Here is a 21,605-nt window from a genome sequence, read left to right as displayed (position 1 = left end):
ATCAGCGAAAAGCTTGATATGATAGGACTTCTCCATATAACTATATTTATTCTATTAGTTGTGATCGCTATAAATGATCATAAAATTAACCACATAAATGAAAAAATCGCCTAAGCAGACTATGGTCTCCTCAAGCGATTTTATGCGTTAACTTTCCTTCAATCAGAAAGAAAATATACAATCGGGATGACAGGATTTGAACCTGCGACCCCTAGCACCCCATGCTAGTGCGCTACCGAACTGTGCTACATCCCGAGATCAAATTGGATCAATATGATTAGTATAGCATACTTTATCAATAAATTGTAGACTTAGCAACAAAAATAAGCCATAATTCATTATTACTAAGAATCAACTAGAGGTAAACATCACGAAAATAACCATAGCCGGCCAAATAGTCAGTCAAGAAAAACTCGATCAGTGGGAATACCGGCACACCCGCCAGGCGCTTAAAAATCTTGGTCACCGGCCTAAGCCTGCAGACAATTTAGCGACCTTGAGAAATAAACTCAATCAATTGAAACAAGCAATGACCTATGAAGAAATCGTCCACCTCTTGGGCTGGAAGTTAAAGCTTATGGCTCTTGTTATGCGCTATATTAGTCGGCTTTCTTTGGGGCGGGTAAAGTATGCCGCTTGTACCCTTGAAGTTAGAGGATTGAGCATTGAAGAATTTGCTCCCCTGGCCAAAGATTTCGTCACCAAAGATAGTCCTGAAATTCGCCAAATTAACCTGGAAGCCAATCCCGAGCACTATGTCCTCGAACCTAGAGGACAGCTATTTGAAGTAATAGAAACCGCCGGAGCCAGTCCCTTGCCTATACAGTTTTTTATTGATTTTTCAAGTGACCAGGGACTGGTCAGTCAAGCGGATCCTGCTTATCCCTTACAAATGGTCGGACTGGCTTACTTGGCCAATGGAAGTCAAGTAGGTGGCATCCATCATCAATTTAGAAATACCGAGACCGGCATGGAAGCCAGAACCCTGGTCGAATTTCCCGCTGCTTGTCCCAGCTATATCGTCAACGACCATTGCCTCCACCTGGCCCTAGAATGGAAAAATTGGATCAGCGCCGCCCAAGAATTAAGTAAAGGCTAATAAAAACAACCAGCAGAAATTTCTCTCTCCCGGTTGCTTTACCTTTTAATTAAGTCAACATTTTATTCGTAAACACGAACTTTTTCATCTTGGTCGATATAGTCTTTGTCGCCTGCTGGAGTTTCAACAGAACCAAATGGCATTTGCGCTAACATGGCGTATGAGTCTGGTAAGTCAAACATTTGACGGATAGACTTATCGAAACCTTGTTCATAACCAATATTAAAGTGTTGTAAGGTCGCTCCTAAGTCTAATTCAGCTAAGGTTAACCAAGCAGCATATTGGTGGTTAGCACTATTATTCTCCTTGTAAGCAATCGAACGTTCTGGGTTAGCTGGCATATTTTCGACTTCATTTAAGTCTTCAAAGAAAAGAATGGTTCCTAGCCCTTCTTTTGCGCCTTGAATCACACCAGACATTTGTTCCCACATGTCACCTTCTAAAACACCTTCTTGAACTTGGTAGATTTCATCCCATAAGGCTTGGTGCTTGTCCCCAAAAGCAATAACAACACGTGAAGTTTGGCTGTTAAAGGCAGTTGGCACATCTTTTAAGACTGCTTTTAAAGCATCAACGATTTCTTGGGAACTATGATCGGTATTCTTTCCAATATGATAAATCGAACGACGCTTAGCAGCAAGATCTTTAAATTGTGTCATAAATTAAATCCTCCAATTTTTGGCTTTTTATATTAACAATAACCAGAGTATAGCAAGCAAGAAGTTCAATTAAAAATATTTTGCTTATAGAAAAAGGACTGCGACTAAGTCACAATCCTTTCTTTTTATGTATATAGACTTGATTATTCTTCGTTTAAGGAAGCTTCATCGAAGACAAATTTAGAGTCTCTGTCGTCAATTGGACGAGTACCCATCCAAGAAATCATTTCTTTCATGGATTCAGTAATTGCGTCAGTACCAGGTCTTAACAATTTACGTGGGTCAAACCCTTTGTTTGAACGGTCTTGGTCATGACCTGCTTCGATGTATTCACGAGTAGCTTTTTGGAAGGCTAATTGGAATTCAGTATTGATGTTAATCTTAGCAATACCTAAAGAAATAGCTTTCTTCACTTGGTCTTGAGGAATACCGGAACCACCGTGTAGAACAAGTGGAACGTCAACAGCTTCAGAAATTTCTTTCAAGCGGTCGAAGTTTAAGCCTTCCCAACCTTCTGGGTAAACACCGTGGATGTTACCAATCCCACAAGCAAGACGGTCAACGCCAGCTTCAGCAAAACGAATCGCATCTTCAACAGAAGCTAATTCACCGCCACCTTGGTTTTCACCAATCTTACCGATTTCAGCTTCAACTGCGATACCACGTTCATGAGCTAAACGAACGATTTCTTTAGTTTTAGCAAGGTTTTCTTCAACTGGTAATTTATGACCATCGAACATAACAGAAGAGTAACCTAATTCGATACATTCTTTGGCTGATTCGAAATCACCATGGTCTAAGTTCAAGATAACTGGAACGTCAATATCCATGCTATCCATCACGTTAAGCACTAAGTCACGAACTAATTTGTAACCACCCATATATTTAGCAGCACCAGTAGATACTTGGATCAATAATGGGGTTCTGGTTTCTTTAGCACCGCTCACTAAGGCACGGGTCCATTCGAGATTATTTGTATTGTAGGCTCCAACCGCATAGTGATTGCGACGTGCGTCCTTCAAAATTTCATTACCATTTACTAAAAAAGCCATTAAATATACCTCCTAAAATCTATAACGACTTGTACGAACCCCATTATACCTTACTAAACTAAAGATTGGTAATTAAAATGACAAATAATTACAAAAAAATCCCAGTTTTTATTGGCTTTCACATGCTTTTAGCATGAACTTTGCCGTCGTCACTAGTAAAGTTTTCTCAATTTGTGAAAATAAACTCAAAGCAAAAAAAGACCCTAACGGCCCCAAAAGCTCTGTAAAAACAGCTTGGTGACGTCCGTTAGCGTCTCTTCTTAGTTATTTATTTGATTTTAGTAACCGTGGTGTCTTAATTCCGCTTCATTATATGCAGGTAGGTCGGTTAGACGTGCATTCTTAATGTCTTCAATGGTTTGACAACCGGTTAATTGCATAATCCGGGTTAAGTCGTCTTTCAAGTAGTTCAATACTGAAAGCACACCCTTATGTCCACCTAGAGCGAGGCCGTATAGGGCTGGACGTCCAATACCTACGACATCTGCACCTGCTGCCAGCGCTTTAAAGACATGTTCACCACGACGGATGCCAGAGTCAAAGACAATTGGCACTTCGCCTTGGACTGCTTGAGCAATGGCTTCAAGGGTTTCAAAGGATCCAGGAGCCCCGTCTAATTGACGTCCCCCATGGTTAGATACGTAAATAACATCCGCACCAGCACCAATACCCTTCAAGGCATCTTCAGGTGTTTGTACCCCTTTGAGCATCACTGGTAAGTCACAAATGGATTTAATGTATTCAATATCTTTTGGTGAAATCTTTTGTTTAGAGGAAGCATAGACATCTTTTAGCGCCATCCCTTCGCCAGAACCCGCTAAATAGCGTTCAACGATTGGCATACCAAATGGATAAGTAAAATGATTCCGTTTATTTAATTCACGGTTCCCTTCAACGGTAGAGTCCGCAGTTAAAATAATGGCTTGGCAACCGAAGTCTTTGGCTTCATTTAACATGGCTTCGTTAAAGCCGTGGTTCTTACTCATATATAACTGGAAGTAACGTGGACGGTCTTCATAGCCTTCGTAGGAAGGAGCCATTTCATCCCAGCTTGATCCTGCATAAGAGGAAATTGAAAAGGCGGTGCCGAATTCGTTAAAGGCTTTAGCCATACCAATTTCTTTTTCTTCATGAGCAATGCCTAAAGCAGCAATTGGTGCATAGAAGAATGGTGCTGAGTAATCTTTTCCTAAGAAAGTGGTTGATGTATCTGGATGTTCAACATCACCAATCACCCGAGGTAAGATTCCCTTACTATTAAAGCAGGTTACATTTCTTCTTAAAGTAAATTCATCCCCTGCACCGGAACGAATATAACCATATCCTGCTTCAGGGATAATTTCTCTAGCCTCATCTTCTACATCATATAAGTTAACGATTTTTAAGTCCTTAACTTCAGTACCTGCAACATAATCTGCCATATGATTTTTCCTCCTTTTGAATAAGTAAAATAGCCTTCCCATATAATTTAATATAAAGCGCTTTCATTTTCAAGTAAAAACCATTCCGCTAGATGAAAAATCTTACCTGCAAATATTTTTACACAGTAAAAAGACAGTCTTTTCAATCATTTGAAAGGAAGACTGCCCTGAAGAACTAGTCAAGCGCATTCAGTAAAAAAACTCCCAGCCTATGGAGACTGAGAGTAGTACATTAGCCGAAAACTTGGTAAAGATAGGATCCTAAAAGCATAATCGCCGCGATTCCGTTGTTCATCATATGGAGTAAGATGGCGTCCTTAATGTTCTTGCGCCGCCGGTAAGCTAGATAGAGAGCGACACCCAGGAGAATATACATGAGCGACTCAATGATGTTATTGGACATGTGGTTGAGACCAAAAATCAGCGAACTCAAGACTAGGGGCCACCAGAAACTCTCAGCCTTGAAGAAAAGGTTCTGGAAGATGCCACGGAAGACTAATTCTTCTAGGAAAGGCACCACAAAGCCCATCATTAGGAAAAAGGCAATATTGGATATCGGCGACACTAGGTTGGGATCCCCCGAAAATAGTAGCTGGTCATTGGCCGATAGCTCACTGCCATAGAGGGCCTGGTTAGCCATAGTCAGGCCTACCACCATCACGCGAAAACCAAGATAATAGAGAAAGCTAATGCCAATATCTTTCCACCCCACGCGGTCAAAGTTATCTTTGCCTTGGGCACGCTTGTAATAAAACTTATAAAGAAAGCGATAGGTCAGATAGGCAAAAATCAGAACTAATAAGGTCAACTCAGCCACTACGGGCCAAGAGAACATGTGGGAACGGCTGTTAACCACAAACATTAATCCAAAAGGCAGGGTTCCCCAAACCCTCAAGGCCAACCACTTCAAAATATCCAAGAAGCGCTGTCCCCAACCCTTCTCTTCCTTTCGATATTCATCAGTCATAACTGTCACCTCCTTTGGCATCACTTTAACAGTCTAAAATGGCCAACTCAATTACTGGTCAGCAGTGACCATGCGGTAATAAGCCTTAGAAGTCAAGATGTACATGAGATAATAAACCAGGCTGAAGCAGACAATGACCGCAAAGAAGCTGCTTAAAATGAGGGTCCGGTCCTTGATAGCGATCAGACCTAAGCCCTGGCGTAAAATCGGATAGGCAAAAGCAATATGAACCACAGCAGTCAAAAGCGGTAGAACAAAGACCCAGAAAATCTGCTGGCGAATGGTTGACTTGATCAACGACTTGGGTAAACCTACCTGGCGCATAATCCGGTAGTTTTTCCTATCTTCCTGGCCTTCAGAGAGTTGCTTATAGTAGAGCATTAAGAAACAGCCAATCAATAGAACTAAGGAAACAATCGCTCCGATACTAATAAAACCGCCATTTAGCTGATAAAATAATTTTCGAAAGACGGTTTTAGAAGTGATCTCAATCCCTTTTCCTTCATAATCATCTAGGTGCTTGTCAATGTCTTCCTTATTGCCCTTAGCGTCAAAAGTTACGTTATAACTTATAGGACTCTTCATATACCCAATCTCTTGGCTCGTGTTGGTCGCTTGGTAGGCTTGAGTTAAGTCCTCTTGGCTAGGGAAAACGACCATTAAAGCATCTAGTCCCGCAACTACAGGCAAACGGTCCTTAGGCATATGCTTGACTTGGTAAGTCTTATCCCCCAATTTAATTTGGTCTACCTTGTCCAATTGGTCTTGGCTAGTGGCCATTAAGACCTGGTCAGAGGCCAAACTTTCCTGACTACTATAATTTTGGTTATAGCCATCCAAACTTTCACCAAAGAAAACAAGGCCCTCGGTGACTTGGTTATTTGAGGTAAAGGCTTGTAAGAATAAGCTGTTTTCCTTCACTTGGCTAAGAGCTAACTGGCCAAAGCTCAACTGGTAGTTAACCTCTTCCAAAGGGGCTAAGTGACTAAATTCATCAACTGCTGTCTCTAAACGTTGGAGTTGTTGATCTAAGGATTCCTCAACCACTGACCCCCGCAATTCAATTTTATAGTCTCTGGCTTGGTAACGATCGATCAAGCTCTCAATCCCGCGCTGGGTTGAAACGGTTAAACCTAAGACCAACATAACCCCGGTCGAAAGAACGGCAATGGAGGCCAAACTCCAAGCATTGGCCTTCATCCGGTAAAGCATCCCGGAAAGGCTGAGAAAATGTTTAGGTTGATAATAATAGGACTTGCGTTTCATCTGTCCCTTTAAAACAATAATCGATAGGGAATGATAGAGGCAATAAGTTCCCAAGACCACTAAGACGATAGCTAGGAGCAATTGATAAATGACCTGCATAATATTGGTGGTGGTTAGGGAAATATAATAGCCGATCCCCACCAAAGCCAGACCGAGGATAGCTACAAAGACATTACCCTTAGGCTCTTTTTCTCCTGCCTGACCGCTCTGCATGAGTTCAAGGGGATTGTTTTTCTGAATGCGGACCCGGTTTAATAGATAAATCAGGCCATGCACCAAAAGAACCTCAAGAATAGTTATCAAAGCAACCTCCCACTTAAAGGGATAATCCATTAAGGTCATCCCCGATTGGCGCATAACTTTGTTGACAGCCATAAAGGCAAAGGTTCCAATGAGATGGCCACCAACTAGGGATAAAGGAAGGATAAATCCCAGTTGTAAGAGACTTTCCCTAGCAAGGAGAGACTTCATATGCCGCTTTTCCATACCCAAAACACTATAGAGGGCAAACTCCTGGCTACGCCGCTTCTGGATAAAGTTGTTGGCATAGAGGATAAAAGCTAGGGCTAAGAAGAAACTAATACCAGCCGCAAAGGCCATCACTGTTGAGAAATAAGGATTTCGCTCGAGGACAAATTGGTTGCCGATTAAGGAAATCATCACATACTGTAAGGCAAATAAAAGCACATTCACCAAGAGAAAAGGCAGGATAATCATCTTGCTGACCTTTAAATTACGTTTGGCTAACTGCCAGATTAGGCGTCGGTTCATACTAGCCCTCCTCCCGGTTTAAAAAGGAGAGACTATCGGCGATCTTCTCCTGGAAGTTAGCCAAAGAATCCTCACCCCGGTAAATTTCATGGTAGACCACCCCATCCTTAATAAAGAGGACGCGCTTAGCATAAGCCGCACAGCGCAAGGAATGGGTCACCATGAAGATGGTCATGCCTTGCTGGTTTAACTGAGTAAAGAGCTTCATGATTGCTTCACTGTTTTTAGAATCCAAAGCCCCAGTGGGTTCATCAGCAAGAATTAGGCTGGGTTGGGTAATAATGGCCCGACCAATGGCCACCCGCTGCTGTTGCCCACCAGAAATCTGATAGGGATATTTGTCCAAAAGGTCTTCGATCCCGAGTAAGGGCGCAATTTTAGCTAAACGTCGCTCCATTTCCGGGTAATCCATATTGGAAAGCACCAAGGGTAGGAGAATATTATCCCGGTTGGTGAAAGTGTCCAGCATATTAAAGTCTTGGAAGACAAAGCCCAACTCCTGGCGGCGAAAGGCAGCGAGATCACTTTCTCCTAAGGCCGCCAAGGATTGGTTATTTAAGAAGACTTGGCCTCCCGTCGCCTTATCCAAGGTGGCAATAATATTCAAGAGGGTAGACTTCCCGGAGCCGGACTCCCCCATAATGGCCACGAACTCGCCAGCTTCTGCTTGAAAGGTCACGTCTCTTAAGGCCGTCGTGGCATTGCCACCTTGGCCATATATTTTTTCTAAATGAATGACGTTTAATAGCATTTCTTCTTTCCTCCATTCTTTGACTTTATTATAGAAAGAAAAAAAGCGCCCTGCCTTTATCTAAACTAACAAAAGCAGGACCCAATCTTACAAAATTGTAAGCTAAGACGCGCGGAAGGCATCTTGGTGAAAGTAAATCCTAACTGTGGTCCCCTCACCCCAAGTCGAGTCTAATTCTACCGGCTGGTCCAAACGGTCAGCCAGTTGCTTGACCAGAAAGAGACCAATCCCGGTTGACCGCCGCAAAGACTTGGCTAAGAAGGCCGAATAGCCCTGGTCAAAGACCTTGGGTAGGTCACTGGCCTTGATTCCCCGGCCATTGTCCCTAATAGTTAGACAAGCCTGGTCCGCTTGATAAGTAATCCAAATCTCTCGCCCAGATGCATACTTGAGAGCATTATTGAGGACCTGTTCAATCATAATTTCAGAAGCTGTGGGATCGGTCATCACTTGATCAGTGATGGCTTGGTAATGAAGCCGGGTATGACTATTAATAAAGATTCGTCGGTACTTTTTAAGTAAGGGAGCAATAAGGGCATCCAGACTGACGGCCTTAATCTGCAGGTTCTTCTGCTCATTACTTACCTTCAAATAAGTAAGAACCATGGTGGTGTAATTTTCGATAGCTAGTAGCTGGGCTTCCAAGTCATCCTTCCTCTGAGGGTCTAGGTCTTGGATGAGGAGCTTAGCCGCTGCGATTGGCGTCTTAATCTGGTGGAGCCAAGTCAAGAAATAGCCCTGTTGTTCTTGCTTGACCAGGTCAGCTTGGACCCGGTCAGCCTCAGCCTTGGCCTGACTGTCCAGATAGAGTTGGTGGTAGTCCACCTGCCGCCCTGCCAGCCAGTAAGCCAACACCAAGGTCAGTCCATAAAAGAAGCCCAAGAAAAGCAAGAGAAAACGGGCGACCAGGGCATCTAAATCAAAGAGTAGGACCGCTAATACTAAGACCAGAAAGGTAAAAGCCATAGTAAAAAGGGTCAAGCCTTGACGCTTAAGAAAGTCTTTCACTGACTAGCAACCTCCTCATTTAAGGCATAGCCTACCCGCTTCTTGGTCTTGATAAAGTCTGCCAGCCCCAGCTGGGTCAATTTCTTACGCAAGCGGGAAATATTGACCGCTAAGGTATTATCATCAATATAACTCTCCCCCAACCAACATTCTTCCATCAAGCTTTCCCGGCTGACATAGTCCCCTTGAGCTTGAAAGAGTTGCTTGAGAATCAGCAGTTCAGTAGCAGTTAAATCGCTAGCCTGACCTTGGTACAGCAGCCTAGCCTTAGTGGGATCCAGTTGGACTCCAGCAAAAGACAAGAGCTCACTGGCTGAACTATAACGATAGGCCCGGCGTAAGAGGGCTTGGACCTTGGCCAGTAAGAGGGGGAGGTCGATGGGTTTGGTGACATAATCGTCGCCCCCTACCTGCATGGCCATGACCTGGTCCATACTGGTATCGCGGGCCGATAGGAAAAGAATGGGAACCGCACTGTCTTTACGGATCATCTGACACCAGTAATAACCATCATAGGATGGCAAGTTCAAATCTAAGAGGACTAAATGGGGGTCAAAAGCTCGACATTCTTGGTCAATAGCTTCAAAGTTTTCTGCCCTTTTGACCTGATAGTGCCACTTGGTCAGTTCCCGCTCCAGGCCGGCTGCAATCACCGGATCATCCTCAACCACAAATATTCTCTCAGCCATCTCCACCGCTCCTTTCCTGACATCTCGGTTTATTAAGTATAACATTCTCTTCCTAATCATAAAAAGTCTGATTAACTAGGAAAGATTCACTTTTAAAAATATTTCTTGACCCTTACCTTACGTCATACTTTATATTGAAAGAGACTATTGTTTGCGAATAGAGAATATTGAACTGATATTGACTAGGAGGAGCTCAATGAAAAAAGCGAATAAAAAACAGAAAAAAGCTCTTGCCATCAAGAGAAAAAAGGGAAAACAAGAAGTAAAGAATAAATGGGGATCAGAAAAATTACATGAAGCAGAAATGAATTGGCAGTCTTATGATCAAGCAGAAGCAGAAAACATGATTAAGGAGAGCCAGGCAGTCTTTGAAACCCTGGCCCAATTAAAGAATGAGGAGGCTGACAGTCAAGAACTGCAAAAAGCTATGCAGAGATGGCATCGCTTTATCGGTATGTCCTATGAACCCTCATTAGAAATTCTTAGAGGCTTAAGTTATGTATATCGTGACGACGAGCGTTTTAGGAAGAATTTAGCACAATTCGACCCCAATTTGCCTGATTTTCTGTTTGGAGCAATTAATAACTATGTCGATTCCTTAGAAGAAATTTGGCTGCAAGAACAATTAAACACCTTAGAAGAAAAACACTAGAAAGTAAGATGGACCAATGAGCAAGACCAGATCGAATAAAGGGAGATACGTCTCTCCTGACCAACTGAATAATAAACCAAGTCATTCAGACATATTTTCCATTGAAAAACCTCAAAAAAGCTTAGATGATATCATTTTAAGTAAGTCAACACGAGAACAAATCAATAGCTTACTCGCTAAAATTAAACATCACGATCTATTATATAATACCTTTGGCTTAAAAGAGATCGATCCTAGTGGCGGAAGGACAGCTATTAACCTTTATGGCCCTCCAGGTACCGGCAAGAGTGCTACAGCAGAGGCCATAGCTCATGAACTAGGGAAAGATATATTAAGGGCAAATTATGCTGAAATTGAATCCAAATTTGTCGGCGAAACCCCTAAAAATATTAAAGCTATTTTTGCCAAGGCCACTGAAACAGATGCTGTTCTTATTTTTGATGAAGCTGATTCCCTCTTAAGTAAACGATTAGCCCAGGTCAATCAAAGTACAGACCAAGCGGTTAATGTCACAAAGTCAGTTCTTTTATTAGAGCTGGATAATTTTTCGGGAATTGTCATCTTTACAACAAATTTTGGGGAGAACTATGACCCTGCCTTTATCAGAAGAATTTTAGGCCATATTGAATTTTCCCTCCCCGAAAAAGAAGCTAGAGCTGTTATTTTTAAACAGTTTTTACCAGACAAATTGCCAGTAAGTATTAATAAAGCGGAAAGCGATAAAATTATTTTAGAAACAGCTGGCTTTTCTGGGGGCGATCTTCTTAATGTCGTTATATCAGCTTCTTCCACAGCTGTTGCTAGAGATGGAAAAGATTGTATGGTGACTTATGATGATTTTTCCAACGCCATTGAATTGATTAAAAAAGCCAAAGAAAATATTGGTCGGTCTAATTAATAAATAGCCTTTTATCTAGTCAAAAAGCCAGACAATTAATTGATAGTTAGGAAGTGATCATATGAAAACAGTTAAAGAAGTTAGCGAATTGGCAGGCATAAGTATCAGGACCTTGCATTATTATGACAAAATCAACCTGCTAAAGCCTTCTAAACGTACTGCTTCTGGCTATAGACTATACAGTCATCAAGACCTGAAAAAGTTACAATATATTTTATTATTTAAGGAATTAGAATTCTCTTTAAAAGAGATTAAGGAGATCATCAATAGTAAAAACTTTGATAAAGACTTGGCCTTAGACCAGCAAATCCAGCTGTTAACCTTAAAAAAGGAACACTTAGAAAATCTCATTCTTTTTGCCAAGGGAATCAAGGTGTTGGGCGTAGACTCTGTCAATTTTCAGGCCTTTGATAGAAGAAACATCGATCACTATACGCAACAAGCTAAGGATTACTGGGGGGATACCAAGGAATATCGTCACTACCAAGAAAGGCAAAGCCAGCAATCTAACATTCAAAAAAAGACGATCCATCAACAGTTAATGATGATATTTGTCGAATTCTCCCAGATCAAAAGCCAAAATTATAAGTCCCAAAATGCTCAAAAGTTAGTAAAAAAATTACAAGATTTTATCAGTGACCACTTTTATCCTTGCTCTAATGATATCTTAATGGAACTAGGAAAAATGTATGCTAGCGGTGGAGATTTCACCAAAAACATCGATGACTTTGCTGGCGAAGGCACGGCCAAGTTTGTCCAAAAAGCCATTAGCTATTATTGTCAGTAAACTATTATTAACACGAATCGGCCCAGTCGATCAATTTAGATCACATAATCAAAATTCACAAATATTAAATTTATCTTGCTTTTATCAATAGACTTGGCTATGATGGATGAAATCGAGAAACCGTTAAAGAGGAAGTAACATTAATCCACTAATCATTAGCGAGGACGAAGGGTGAGAGCGTCTGATTAGTTTAATGGATGGGCCTTGGAGGGTATGGTGAACTGGAGAGTAGCCATAACGGATTGACCCCCGTTAGCTGGGTTAAGGGATAAGCTGCTTGGCTTATCTCGAGAGGATCGTCCAGGCGATCAATTAAGGTGGCACCGCAGGTTGAAAAGCGCTTGTCCTTAGAACATTAACTTTTTAATGTTTTATGGATAAACGCTTTTTTATTTGCAAATCAAACTTATGACGAAGGAATAGCTAAGTAGCTAACTTAAAGCAAGAACGTGTTGATGGGAGACGTTTAGTTGGCCTTAGCGATGGACCTTTGGAAGGCTTGTCAAGGGCTTTAACTAAAGCGAGAAGCAAGACGCAAGGCTGGCGTTATCAGCAGCCGGGTGGTCATCAGAGTGACCGCTCCTAAGTGGGCATCAAGGGATGCCAATCAAGGTGGTACCGCAGGTTAAACAACTTGTCCTTATAACTAATCAGCAATGAAGTTAGTTATAAGGGCAAGTTTTTTGTCTATCAAGAGCTAAAAAGGAGAGAACATTATGAAAGCAGCAATCGAACAATTAATTAATCATCAAGACTTATCTTACCAAGAATCCTACCAAGCGGTTAAGGCCATGATGTCTGGCCAAGTCAGCCAAGCGCAAATGGCTGCCTACCTGACCGCCCTAGCCATCAAAGGCGCCAGTGACCAAGAAATCGCAGGATCTGCAGCGGCCATGCGTGACCAAGCCAAAAGTATCGATACGCAACGGGATACCTTAGAAATTGTCGGAACCGGTGGCGACCAATCCTATTCCTTCAATATTTCAACGACCGCTTCCCTAATTATTGCCGCAGCTGGCGTCCCCGTTACCAAACACGGTAACCGGTCAGCCTCTTCTAAATCCGGTGCGGCGGACTGTATTGAAGCGCTAGGCATCAACCTCTACCAGGATCCTGACCTAGCCAATCAATTACTTGACCAAGTCGGTATCTGCTTCCTCTTTGCCCAAAACTACCACCTCTCTATGAAAAATGTTAGCGGGGTCCGGCAAGACTTGGGGATTAAAACGATTTTCAATATCCTAGGTCCCATCACTAATCCGGCCAAACCCAAATACCAAGTACTGGGGGTCTACCAAGAAGACCTGATCCACCCCATGGCCAAGGTCATTAAGAACTTAGGGGTTGAACGCGGACTAGTAATTTACGGCCAAGACGGGATGGATGAAATCTCTATCTCCGCACCGACTTCCGCCCTCTTCTTCGACTGTGACTATGAAGAAAGCTTCACCATCAAACCGGAAGACTACGGTTTCCCTAACTACCAAAAAGCTGACATTGTCGGCGGAACGCCAGCAGACAACGCCCAAATCACTATCGACATCCTAACCGGCCAAGAACACGGCGCCAAACGGGACATCACCCTCCTCAATGCCGCAGCTGGTCTCTACGCTGCTAGAAAAGTCGATAGCCTAGACGCAGGAATTGAACTGGCCCGTCAAATCATTGATTCTGGCGCTGCCTACCAACTTTTACAGGACTATATTTCCGCTAGTCAGGAAGGAGTCACCCATGATCTTGAAGCAGTTAGCCTTACATAGTAAGGAACGGGTCCAAGCCAGTCAGTCCAAGTTCCCCCTGGAAGCCCTTAAAGAACGCGCTATCGGCCTAGCTAAGGGAGAGCCTATCTTTGAACAGGCCTTGGCTAAGGACGGACTGAGCCTGATTGCTGAAATCAAGAAAGCTTCCCCCTCTAAAGGAGTAATTTCTCCAGACTTTCCCTACTTAGACATTGCCAAGCACTACCAAGACAATCAGGTGGATGCCATCTCGGTATTGACTGAACCCAAATGGTTTATGGGGTCTAAGGAAATCTTTGAAGAAATTCGCCAATCCGTTAACCTGCCCATGCTTAGAAAAGACTTTACCGTCGACCCCTATCAGATCTATGAAGCTAAAATCATGGGCGCCAATGCGGTCTTGATTATCTGCTCCCTTTTAGACCAAGACTCCAAGAAGTTATCAAACTATCTTAGCATCTGCCATGACCTGGGCCTCAGTGCCCTAGTAGAAACCCATAACACGGAAGAAATCGACCTAGCCCTAGCCTGTGGCGCTAAGATTATCGGAGTTAATAATCGCAACTTGAAGGACTTCTCTGTCGACTTCAACCATGCGGCCGAGCTAAGGAGTCGGATTCCAGATTCGGTCCTCTTTGTCGCAGAAAGCGGGGTACAAGGTCCAGAAGATATTCAGTCCCTGACTGAAATTGGTGCCGATGCCGTCTTGGTGGGCGAAGCCTTGATGCGTCAAGCTGACCCCAGCGCCCTTATCCAAGCCTTTCGAAAGGTCAGCCACCATGCCCAAGCTTAAAATATGCGGCCTCAAGCGGCTAGTCGATATCAGCTACTGTAACCCCCTACCCATTGACTATGTCGGTTTCATTGTCGACTATCCCAAAAGTCAGCGCTCTCTTAGCCTCTCCACCCTCAAAGACTTGAGTCAATCCGTCGACCCCAAGATTCAAAAAGTGGGCGTCTTCGTCAACTACCCATTAGAAGTTATTGCTGACTTATTAAATGAAGGCGTTATCGACATTGCCCAACTGCACGGCCAAGAAAGCCCAGCTGACATTATCTATTTACAAAATCTCACTAACAAACCCATCTGGAAGGCCTTTGCTATTAGTGAGGCTAGCGACTTAGCAAGGGCTCAAGCCAGTCCCGCTGACCAGATTCTCCTCGACTATAAGGAGGCCGGCAGCGGCAAGTCCTTTAACTGGAAGCTCTTAGAGGATTTCAACCGCCCCTTTATCCTCGCCGGAGGCCTCAATGCCACCAATATACAAGCCGCTATGAACCAAGTCCACCCCGCTGGCTTGGACCTCTCGACCGGGGTAGAAAGTCAAGGATACAAAGACCCAGATAAAATCAAAGAAATAGTAAGGATGGTAAAAAATGTCTAAAGGAAGATTTGGAGAATACGGTGGACAATTCGTAGCAGAAACGCTGATGCCTTCTGTCATCGAATTAGAAGCTGCTTATAATAAATATAAGAATGATCCTGAATTTCAAAGCGAATTGACCGATTTATTAAACAATTACGCTGGCCGCCCCAGCCTACTCTATTACGCCAAGAATATGACGGAAGACTTAGGGGGACCAAAGATCTATCTCAAACGTGAAGATCTCAACCATACTGGGGCCCATAAGATAAACAACGTCCTCGGCCAAGTCCTCCTGGCTAAAAAAATGGGTAAAACCCGGATCATTGCTGAAACCGGAGCTGGCCAACACGGTGTTGCTACCGCTACAGCCTGTGCTTTGTTAAACCTCGACTGTGTGGTTTACATGGGTAAGCACGATACTGAACGCCAGGCCTTAAATGTTTACCGAATGAAGTTACTCGGCGCCCAAGTGGTAGCCGTTGATTCAGGGACTGGGACCTTAAAGGATGCCGTCAATGAAACCATGAAAGAGTGGAGCCGACGGATGGAAGACACCCACTATTGCATCGGCTCGGCCATGGGCCCCCACCCCTTTCCAACCATGGTACGTGACTTCCAAAGTGTGATTTCAAGAGAAATGCGTCAAGAAATTCTCCAACGCGAAGGCCGCTTGCCGGATGCAGTACTAGCCTGTGTGGGAGGCGGGTCCAACGCGATTGGGTCTTTTGCCGCCTTTATCGATGACCCTGAAGTACAATTATTCGGTTGCGAGGGCGCGGGTCATGGGGTCGATAGTCCAGATACCGCTGCCACCATGCAAGTAGGACGTCCAGGAGTCTACCACGGCATGAAGACCATTATCGCCCAAGACGCGGATGGCCAGGTCAATCCCGTCTATTCCATCTCTGCGGGTCTCGACTACCCAGGGATTGGCCCTGAACACGCCAATTTGGCTGCCAGAAAACGGGCCCAATACGTGCCCATCACGGATGAGGAAGCGGTCCAAGCTTTTGAATACCTTAGCCGGGTAGAAGGGATTATTCCCGCCATCGAATCCGCTCACGCCGTTGCCTATGCCATCAAATTAGCTAAAACCATGCGCCCCGACCAGATTATCTGTATTACCTTGTCTGGTCGTGGTGATAAGGATTGTGCCGCCATTGCACGTTACCGGGGGGAAGAAATTTATGACTAGTATTCAATCCGTTTTCCAAAATAAAAAAGCCTTTATCCCTTACATTACCGCCGGCTACCCTGACCTAGCTAGCACGGAAAAGTATATCCAAGCCATGGCTGAAGAAGGTGCCAGTTTAATTGAGATCGGCATTCCCTTCTCCGATCCTACCGCGGAAGGTCCAGTCATCCAACATGCTATCGAAACCGCCTTAAAGGCTGGCCTGCGTACCGATGACGTCTTCGCTATGGTTGAACGCCTCCAAAAGAAAATCGACATTCCCCTAGTCTTTATGACCTACGCCAATATCGTCTTTGGTTACGGCCCTGATAAATTTATGCGCCGCTGCCAAGAGGTGGGCATCCAAGGCTTAATCCTGCCTGATGTACCTTACGAAGAAAAAGGCGAACTCCTCCCTTACAGTCAAAAATATGATGTCGCCTTGATTTCTCTGGTTGCCCCCACCTCCCATGACCGCATCCATAAAATTGCCAAAGAAGCAGAAGGCTTTCTTTATATGGTATCTTCACTGGGAGTGACCGGAACTAGACAAAACATTCAAACGGACCTCGACGCCATGGTCCAAGCCATTCGCCAAGCCAACCCTGATATTCCATCCGCCATCGGTTTTGGGGTGTCAAATCCGAGCCAGGCTAAAAAAATGGCTGACCTCTCTGATGGGGTAATTATCGGGTCTGCTATCATTAAACTAATCGACCAACACCAGGACCAAGCCGAACAACCAATCCGTGACTTTACTCGATCCATTGTCCAAGCCATAAAATAAAAATAACGGTATAGCTAGCTATCAAAGCCAGCTATACCGTTTTCTTATTATTACTCTTTGTGCTTTAACCCACTGTCTAAGCCCTATCAAAATAATCAATGACTAGGAGAAGCAAACCCAGACCTAAGTAGAGAGGCAACTTATGGAAAATAATCCCCATGCAGGCCAGTAAACAGAGCGACCAGCTAAGCGAACTCAAAAAAGGCTGCTTGGTGTCATCCTTGGAATCAGTAGCGCTTTGACTTCTCTGATTTCTCCAGCCCACCAGATAATAAACCACTATTCCTACGCCGATCAGTTCCAACATGCCTTCTTCCTCCTCTATTCACTCGCTCGACTACTTAGCCCTTGCTCAAATAACGCTCATGTTTAATTCTATACAAAACTAAATTTGTATACGCATATACTAATTTATCTCCAAAAACTAGCCCAAAATTAATTTTTAAATTAATTTAAAGGCTCTTTGACGGTATTTTTTGGATTTAATCGCTCTTTTCTTGCTTGTTCCATTTCAAAGTGATATCATAAAGATATCAAATAGATAGACACTTAAAAGCTGAGTTCAAAGGTAAAAGTTCTTTTTAGCCCTAGGATAGCAATGGCCATTCATTCTCAGCCGGTCAACCTGGTCATTTACCTATCAGGGGCTAATCGTCACTGGTCTTATTAGAAAGGAAGACTCCCATGGCTAATACAGATAAGAAACTAGACACTGGAATTACGGAAATTGTTTTAACAGGTAAGAAAAACGGGATGACCGTACTGATCACTTATATTATCGGTCTTGTCCTCGCTGCCATCCTCCTGATCCTCCAAGTACACCCCCTAGTTAACCTACTAGCGATCGCCTACCTGGCCTTAGCCTGGTTAATTCTCTTTGGACTTAAAGTGTTAAGCCCACAAGAATCATTAGTTTTGACCCTTTTTGGTAGATATATCGGTACCCTTAAGGGCGAAGGTTTTTACTTTGTTAACCCCTTCTGCCAAGCCATCAATCCCGCGGCCGGCACCTATCTCGGTCAAAGTGGAGACGTCCGAAAAGCCGAAAAGAAGTCAACCAAAGATCAAAATGGAATGGAAATTTCGCTTGGCCCTAGCAAGAAAATCTCGCTCAAGGCCATGACCTTAAACAACAGTAAGCAAAAAATCAATGACTACTTGGGGAACCCGGTTGAAATTGGCATTGCAGTCATTTGGCGGGTAAGCGACACCGCAAAGGCCGTTTTCAATGTTGACAATTATAAAGAATACCTGTCCTTACAAACCGATTCTGCCCTCCGTAACATTATTCGCCAATATCCATATGATGTGAATCCGCAATTCGAAATTGATACCACCGGAGATGGTGAACCCGATGACGGGTCCCTGCGTGGGTCGAGTGAAATTGTTGCCCTTAGAATTAAGGAAGAAATCCAAAATCGGGTGGACTTTGCCGGGTTGGAAATTGTCGAAGCCCGCATCACCCATCTCTCCTATGCGCCTGAAATCGCCGCAGCCATGCTACAACGCCAACAAGCTTCTGCCCTCATTGACGCCCGGGCTATGATCGTTGATGGCGCGGTTGGCATGGTAGAGATGGCTCTGGACAAGCTTGAAGACAAGCAAGTCGTCGACTTAGATGAGGAACGCAAGGCAGCCATGGTTTCCAACCTCTTAGTCGTGCTCTGTGGCAATAGCGAAGTCTCCCCCATCGTGAACTCGGGAAGTCTTTACTAATGGCTAAGAAACAAGTCCCGCTCCGCATCTCGCAAAAGCTCTATGAGCAATTAGCTGCCTGGGCCGAGGATGACTTCCGCTCCCTTAACGGGCAAATCGAATACCTGCTTACCGAATGTGTCAAGCAGCGTAAGAAAGACGGCAAATATGTTAGCGAAACCATGAACGACCGCATCGATTTGGATATTGAATAAAAGTAAAAGAAGCACAGCTCTCCTTTAATCAAGGAACTGTGCTTCTTTTTTGATTTTCGGCTAGTAAGTTTAGAAGCTAGACTTAAAGAATGCTGCTGTTTGTCGGCTAATTTGACTCGGGACCCGGTGGCCGACTTCATCTAATATCGTCCATTCCAAGCGGGCTTTGGGAAAGTCAGCCCTTAACTGTTGAATATCGCGTTGGTTCAGCTTCAAGATTTTGGCGTCATCAGAGCCGCCATTAAAGACATAAACCGGTTGGCTTAAGAATTTATCCGGATGAGTGGTTGGACTGTTCTTTAAGATAATCCCCAAAGCCTCTGAATCCAAGTTCTCGGGATAGCGGTCCTCATAAATTCTTTGTAGCTGGTCCTCTAAATTAATTCCAGCAATGTGAATGGCTAACCCGCTTAATGTTTCCGCATAAGCCGTCCCAATCATAGCAGCCATAATGCCACCCATAGAGGCCCCATAGACAAAGACCCGGTCAACGGTCTGGCGTTCTTGAATCGCAGCCAGTAGGAGGGGAAACTCGGTAAAACTTTGCACAATAATTCCAGGCATAATCTTAATGGAAGTTTCGGGGAAGGGATCGACTTGGCGGTCACCATGGAGGGGTGCATCGGGCAGGAAGACATGGAAACCGCTGGCAGCGTAGATCAGCCCTTGTTTAATCAAAGCTTCCTTATTCAATTTATAACCATGGTAGCCAATCACGATAGCTTTAGATTCATGGTCTTGTGAATAGATCTCCACCACAGGTATCCCCTCAATCTGGGTAAAATTCACAGTAAAGGCACCTTCCATGTACTCCCATCCCTTTCTATTTTTCTCTGAACGACTCTCTCTCCAAAATATTTTACCATGTCTGAAAGCCAAAGTAGTCTTCCCGGCTCAGCCCCGTTTGATTCTTGAAGTGAATTTGAAAAAATCCGCCCTAACTTTCTCGGCGGATTTTTGTTTTTACTAGTTAATTAAGCACGCCTTTTTCCAACAATTCTAAAGCACTCGTTTAAAGTGCCAATATAAGAATAAGATTGGACTAATTAAGAAATATATTGGATAGAGAATCTTACTGGTAACCATATAACCCGCCTCAGAATCATATGGGAGGGTTAAAACGACTTTCGGAAAGAGGAACCAAGCCAGCGCTAAATAGATCCCTAGTAGAACGCCGGGAAATTGAGTGAGTTCAATCCCAAAATAATCCGTCAATAAGAAGTAGACAACAAAGGTAAAAAAGCTACTAATAAAATAAGCGACTAAGCGAATAAATAAACCATTTTTCATAAGACTCACTCCTGCTTTTTCTAGTTAAGCTTTACTTATCTTTCTACTTCTATTATAACAAAAAACGAATATAAATAGATCTTGTCAAGGATAAAAGAGCAATCATTATCTGGCAGACCAGGGTTCGCCAAAAATGACATGTTACAATAAGATTGATCGCTTGATAAACCGTTTTTCCACAAAAAGGAGGGGCACACTTTGCTTTTTACCTGGACCTATTCCTCCCCCGAAGCCTTCGATGATATTATCCTAACTAGTGATGGTCAAGCCTTGACGGGGCTTTATTTTGCGGGATCAAAGGATGCCAAGTCACACGATCTTAGCCACGCTGAAAAAACCAGCCGACCTTTCCAAGAAAGTATCGTCTGGTTAGATGCTTATTTTGCTGGAGAAAATCCTCAATTTATTCCTAAATTCCGGCTTCAAGACCCTACCCCCTTCCGCCAAGAGGTAGCGGAGATCATGTTAAGGATCCCCTACGGCCGAGTCATGACCTACCAGGACATTGCTGATAGGATTGCTAGAAAACGCCATATCACTAGTATGTCAGCCCAAGCGGTGGGTGGGGCGGTCGGTTGGAACCCGATTTGCCTCATCATCCCCTGCCACCGGGTAGTGGGCAAGGATAGGAAACTTACCGGCTATGCTGGTGGCTTAGAGAATAAATACCAACTGCTCAAGTTAGAAGGTCAGGACATGCGTCAATTTACCTGGCCCAAAGGAGGTCATAAGTGATGCAACGCTGCCACTGGTGCAATTTAGCTAATCCCTTATACATCAACTACCATGACCAGGAATGGGGGCTGGCTAACTTCCAGGATGATTATCTTTTTGAAATGTTAATTTTAGAATCCTTTCAAGCCGGGCTTTCCTGGGAGACCGTTTTAAACAAAAGATCAGCCTTCCGCCAGGCCTATGACCATTTCGATGTCAATAAGGTGGCCCAATATGGTGAGGATAAAGTGCAAGAATTACTAGCTAACGAGAAAATCATCCGCCACCAAGCCAAAATTAGAGCCAGCATTCAAAATGCCCGAGTCTTTCGAAGGATTCAGGAGGAATACGACTCCTTTTATGCTTATTTATGCCGTTTTACCCGAGGTCAGCGACGCGTGGAGTTAGGAAGAACTACCATTCCTTTATCAGATGCTATTGCTAAAGACCTCAAAAAGAGAGGGATGGCCTTTGTCGGTCCCACCATTATCTACTCCTATCTCCAAGCCTGCGGAATCATTTATTCCCACGAGAAGGATTGCTTCCTCTATCGAGCTGAAATCTAAGTAGAGGGGCATGAGATCATACCACCCTAAAAACTGAA

The 21,605-nt window shown here is 43.8% G+C and carries 24 protein-coding genes, 1 tRNA gene and 1 other annotated feature; of the genes, 13 read left to right on the top strand and 12 right to left on the bottom strand.

The window, feature by feature from the left end; genetic code table 11:
- Window positions 1-181 precede the first annotated feature (181 nt).
- A tRNA-Pro gene (locus tag CJ190_RS00860) sits at window positions 182-255 on the bottom strand.
- 262 nt (window positions 256-517) lie between these two features.
- Here CJ190_RS00860 and CJ190_RS00855 point away from each other — a divergent pair.
- Complete coding sequence (locus tag CJ190_RS00855; RefSeq protein WP_101562042.1) at window positions 518-1,099, top strand: hypothetical protein; 582 nt, start codon at window positions 518-520, stop codon at window positions 1,097-1,099.
- Window positions 1,100-1,161: 62 nt separating this feature from the next.
- Here the strand turns inward: CJ190_RS00855 and CJ190_RS00850 are convergent, their stop codons facing one another.
- From CJ190_RS00850 to CJ190_RS00815, 8 genes are all read right to left on the bottom strand, one after another.
- A complete protein-coding gene (locus CJ190_RS00850) occupies window positions 1,162-1,758 on the bottom strand; it encodes a nitroreductase family protein (RefSeq protein WP_064293367.1) in 597 nt (198 codons plus the stop codon).
- Window positions 1,759-1,901: 143 nt separating this feature from the next.
- The gene (locus tag CJ190_RS00845) at window positions 1,902-2,810 is read right to left on the bottom strand and encodes a class II fructose-bisphosphate aldolase (RefSeq protein WP_064293366.1); all 909 of its coding nucleotides are present in this window, start codon (window positions 2,808-2,810) and stop codon (window positions 1,902-1,904) included.
- A gap of 278 nt (window positions 2,811-3,088) precedes the next feature.
- Complete coding sequence (locus CJ190_RS00840; protein ID WP_064293365.1) at window positions 3,089-4,231, bottom strand: alpha-hydroxy-acid oxidizing protein; 1,143 nt, start codon at window positions 4,229-4,231, stop codon at window positions 3,089-3,091.
- Window positions 4,232-4,463: 232 nt separating this feature from the next.
- Window positions 4,464-5,198 (bottom strand): CPBP family intramembrane glutamic endopeptidase, encoded by a 735-nt coding sequence (locus CJ190_RS00835; protein WP_064293364.1) that lies wholly within the window; start codon window positions 5,196-5,198, stop codon window positions 4,464-4,466.
- A gap of 51 nt (window positions 5,199-5,249) precedes the next feature.
- Complete coding sequence (locus CJ190_RS00830; RefSeq protein WP_064293363.1) at window positions 5,250-7,235, bottom strand: ABC transporter permease; 1,986 nt, start codon at window positions 7,233-7,235, stop codon at window positions 5,250-5,252.
- A 1-nt stretch (window position 7,236) separates the two neighbouring features.
- Window positions 7,237-7,986, bottom strand: coding sequence for an ABC transporter ATP-binding protein (locus CJ190_RS00825; RefSeq protein ID WP_064293362.1), 750 nt, complete (start codon window positions 7,984-7,986; stop codon window positions 7,237-7,239).
- A 102-nt stretch (window positions 7,987-8,088) separates the two neighbouring features.
- A complete protein-coding gene (locus CJ190_RS00820) occupies window positions 8,089-8,994 on the bottom strand; it encodes a sensor histidine kinase (protein WP_082888705.1) in 906 nt (301 codons plus the stop codon).
- Window positions 8,991-9,683, bottom strand: coding sequence for a response regulator transcription factor (locus CJ190_RS00815; protein WP_064293361.1), 693 nt, complete (start codon window positions 9,681-9,683; stop codon window positions 8,991-8,993). The genes CJ190_RS00820 and CJ190_RS00815 overlap by 4 nt, the downstream gene beginning before the upstream one ends.
- A gap of 196 nt (window positions 9,684-9,879) precedes the next feature.
- Here CJ190_RS00815 and CJ190_RS00810 point away from each other — a divergent pair, with 196 nt between their 5' ends.
- From CJ190_RS00810 to trpA, 8 genes are all read left to right on the top strand, one after another.
- Window positions 9,880-10,335 (top strand): TipAS antibiotic-recognition domain-containing protein, encoded by a 456-nt coding sequence (locus CJ190_RS00810; protein WP_064293360.1) that lies wholly within the window; start codon window positions 9,880-9,882, stop codon window positions 10,333-10,335.
- A gap of 16 nt (window positions 10,336-10,351) precedes the next feature.
- Complete coding sequence (locus CJ190_RS00805; RefSeq protein ID WP_064293359.1) at window positions 10,352-11,233, top strand: ATP-binding protein; 882 nt, start codon at window positions 10,352-10,354, stop codon at window positions 11,231-11,233.
- Between the two features lie 61 nt (window positions 11,234-11,294).
- The gene (locus tag CJ190_RS00800; protein WP_064293358.1) at window positions 11,295-12,020 is read left to right on the top strand and encodes a MerR family transcriptional regulator; all 726 of its coding nucleotides are present in this window, start codon (window positions 11,295-11,297) and stop codon (window positions 12,018-12,020) included.
- A 114-nt stretch (window positions 12,021-12,134) separates the two neighbouring features.
- Window positions 12,135-12,372, top strand: a binding site (T-box leader).
- A gap of 364 nt (window positions 12,373-12,736) precedes the next feature.
- Window positions 12,737-13,780: an anthranilate phosphoribosyltransferase gene (gene trpD / locus CJ190_RS00795; protein WP_180754100.1), complete on the top strand. Its 1,044-nt coding sequence runs from the start codon at window positions 12,737-12,739 to the stop codon at window positions 13,778-13,780.
- On the top strand, window positions 13,752-14,552 hold the full coding sequence (gene trpC, locus CJ190_RS00790) for an indole-3-glycerol phosphate synthase TrpC (protein ID WP_064293356.1): 801 nt from the start codon (window positions 13,752-13,754) through the stop codon (window positions 14,550-14,552). The genes trpD and trpC overlap by 29 nt, the downstream gene beginning before the upstream one ends.
- Entirely contained in the window at window positions 14,539-15,144 is a 606-nt protein-coding gene (locus tag CJ190_RS00785; RefSeq protein ID WP_064293355.1) for a phosphoribosylanthranilate isomerase, read from the top strand. The genes trpC and CJ190_RS00785 overlap by 14 nt, the downstream gene beginning before the upstream one ends.
- Complete coding sequence (trpB, locus tag CJ190_RS00780; RefSeq protein ID WP_064293354.1) at window positions 15,137-16,321, top strand: tryptophan synthase subunit beta; 1,185 nt, start codon at window positions 15,137-15,139, stop codon at window positions 16,319-16,321. The genes CJ190_RS00785 and trpB overlap by 8 nt, the downstream gene beginning before the upstream one ends.
- The gene (gene trpA, locus CJ190_RS00775; RefSeq protein WP_070598113.1) at window positions 16,314-17,087 is read left to right on the top strand and encodes a tryptophan synthase subunit alpha; all 774 of its coding nucleotides are present in this window, start codon (window positions 16,314-16,316) and stop codon (window positions 17,085-17,087) included. The genes trpB and trpA overlap by 8 nt, the downstream gene beginning before the upstream one ends.
- 76 nt (window positions 17,088-17,163) lie before the next feature.
- On the opposite strand, the gene CJ190_RS00770 is transcribed toward trpA, so the two are convergent.
- Window positions 17,164-17,394, bottom strand: coding sequence for a hypothetical protein (locus tag CJ190_RS00770; protein WP_064293352.1), 231 nt, complete (start codon window positions 17,392-17,394; stop codon window positions 17,164-17,166).
- Between the two features lie 410 nt (window positions 17,395-17,804).
- Between CJ190_RS00770 and CJ190_RS00765 the strand changes: the two genes are divergently transcribed.
- A complete protein-coding gene (locus tag CJ190_RS00765) occupies window positions 17,805-18,803 on the top strand; it encodes an SPFH domain-containing protein (RefSeq protein ID WP_197482635.1) in 999 nt (332 codons plus the stop codon).
- Window positions 18,803-18,997 carry a PTS ascorbate transporter subunit IIC gene (locus tag CJ190_RS00760; protein WP_060777595.1) on the top strand — a complete coding sequence of 65 codons (195 nt, stop codon included), beginning with the start codon at window positions 18,803-18,805 and terminating at the stop codon, window positions 18,995-18,997. The genes CJ190_RS00765 and CJ190_RS00760 overlap by 1 nt, the downstream gene beginning before the upstream one ends.
- Before the next feature lie 69 nt (window positions 18,998-19,066).
- Here CJ190_RS00760 and CJ190_RS00755 read toward each other — a convergent pair whose 3' ends face one another.
- Both CJ190_RS00755 and CJ190_RS00750 read right to left on the bottom strand, forming a co-directional pair.
- Window positions 19,067-19,804: a serine aminopeptidase domain-containing protein gene (locus tag CJ190_RS00755; RefSeq protein WP_064293350.1), complete on the bottom strand. Its 738-nt coding sequence runs from the start codon at window positions 19,802-19,804 to the stop codon at window positions 19,067-19,069.
- A 192-nt stretch (window positions 19,805-19,996) separates the two neighbouring features.
- Window positions 19,997-20,287, bottom strand: coding sequence for a hypothetical protein (locus CJ190_RS00750; protein WP_064293349.1), 291 nt, complete (start codon window positions 20,285-20,287; stop codon window positions 19,997-19,999).
- A 198-nt stretch (window positions 20,288-20,485) separates the two neighbouring features.
- On the opposite strand from CJ190_RS00750, the gene CJ190_RS00745 reads away from it, so the two are divergent.
- Complete coding sequence (locus CJ190_RS00745; RefSeq protein ID WP_064293348.1) at window positions 20,486-21,022, top strand: methylated-DNA--[protein]-cysteine S-methyltransferase; 537 nt, start codon at window positions 20,486-20,488, stop codon at window positions 21,020-21,022.
- A complete protein-coding gene (locus CJ190_RS00740; protein WP_064293347.1) occupies window positions 21,022-21,567 on the top strand; it encodes a DNA-3-methyladenine glycosylase I in 546 nt (181 codons plus the stop codon). The genes CJ190_RS00745 and CJ190_RS00740 overlap by 1 nt, the downstream gene beginning before the upstream one ends.
- Window positions 21,568-21,605: the final 38 nt, after the last annotated feature.

The sequence above is a fragment of the Aerococcus loyolae genome, assembly GCF_002871915.2.
Classification (GTDB): Bacteria; Bacillota; Bacilli; order Lactobacillales; family Aerococcaceae; genus Aerococcus; species Aerococcus loyolae.
This window is presented reverse-complemented; position numbering and strand designations above follow the sequence as displayed.